Below are 1,292 nucleotides of genomic sequence, written 5' to 3' on the forward strand. Positions count from 1 at the left end.
TTTACCCGAAGGCGCTGTGCTAACCGCAAGGAGGCAGGCGACCACGGTAGGGTCAGCGACTGGGGTGAAGTCGTAACAAGGTAGCCGTAGGGGAACCTGCGGCTGGATCACCTCCTTTCTAAGGAAGATCGAGAACTGGAAAGACGCAGTCTTCGGACTGATGATCCTTCTCCATCTTATTAGAACATAGATCGCAGAGTAGTCGCTCTGACGATCGCTTGCAGGCGTGCCGCCTTCGTTTCTCTTTCTTCATTGGATGATCTTTTTATCGCTCACGGGCCGCATCGCTTTCCGTTGGAAAGCTGGCCCTGCGCGGGCGCGCCGCATCGGCGGCGACGGACTAGCGTCCTGTATTGGCGCCGACCGGTTGAGGTTGGCGAAAGTATAAGGGCTTGTAGCTCAGTTGGTTAGAGCACACGCTTGATAAGCGTGGGGTCGGAGGTTCAAGTCCTCCCAGGCCCACCAAGTTACTTGATGAGGGGCCGTAGCTCAGCTGGGAGAGCACCTGCTTTGCAAGCAGGGGGTCGTCGGTTCGATCCCGTCCGGCTCCACCATCAAGTTTGGTGTCGAGTGGACGTTTAGAGATTATCCAAGAGAAAGAAACAAGTTTGCGGACTTTTATGAAAGTCTGCCTGTTCTGTATGAAATCGTGAAGAGAAGATGTAATCGGATCAACTATCCAGTTGATGTCGCAATGGCTTGCTCAAGCCTTGCATTATGATTGATGTGTTTAACCGCCGTCACCGATTGTATCTCGAGAAGCTGGTCTTTCTGCTGATACTGTTGAAACAAGCATTTGCAGTCGAATGGCAACATTCGGCGTCGCATAATGCGGCTTTAAAAGCTGTTTTGATGGATATTGGCAATGAGAGTGATCAAGTGTCTTAAGGGCATTTGGTGGATGCCTTGGCATGCACAGGCGATGAAGGACGTGATACGCTGCGATAAGCGTCGGGGAGGTGCGAATACCCTTTGATCCGACGATTTCCGAATGGGGCAACCCACCTTAGATGACTAGAAAATCAGATGTGTCGTTTAAGGCAATAGGGCAATACGGCAGTAGGGCAGTATGTAAGAAACATATTGCCTTATTGCCCTACTGACTTACTGCCTTTTGAGAACGGCGCATGTGGTTTCTAGTCATCAGAAATAAGGTATCTAACCTTGAATACATAGGGGTTAGAAGCGAACCTGGGGAACTGAAACATCTAAGTACCCAGAGGAAAGGACATCAAACGAGACTCCGCTAGTAGTGGCGAGCGAACGCGGACCAGGCCAGTGGCTTTTGTGAA

The 1,292-nt window shown here is 50.9% G+C and carries 2 tRNA genes and 2 rRNA genes; all 4 read left to right on the forward strand.

The annotated features are described in order from the left end of the window. Positions 1 to 118, forward strand: a 16S ribosomal RNA gene (locus ABWW28_RS27545); the annotation flags it as partial. Between the two features lie 270 nt (positions 119 to 388). Continuing rightward, a tRNA-Ile gene (locus ABWW28_RS27550) sits at positions 389 to 465 on the forward strand. Positions 466 to 478: 13 nt separating this feature from the next. Beyond that, a tRNA-Ala gene (locus tag ABWW28_RS27555) sits at positions 479 to 554 on the forward strand. Between the two features lie 319 nt (positions 555 to 873). After that, a 23S ribosomal RNA gene (locus ABWW28_RS27560) occupies positions 874 to 1,292 on the forward strand; the annotation flags it as partial.

The organism is Brucella sp. NBRC 14130 (assembly GCF_040371715.1).
Lineage (GTDB): Bacteria > Pseudomonadota > Alphaproteobacteria > Rhizobiales > Rhizobiaceae > Brucella > Brucella intermedia.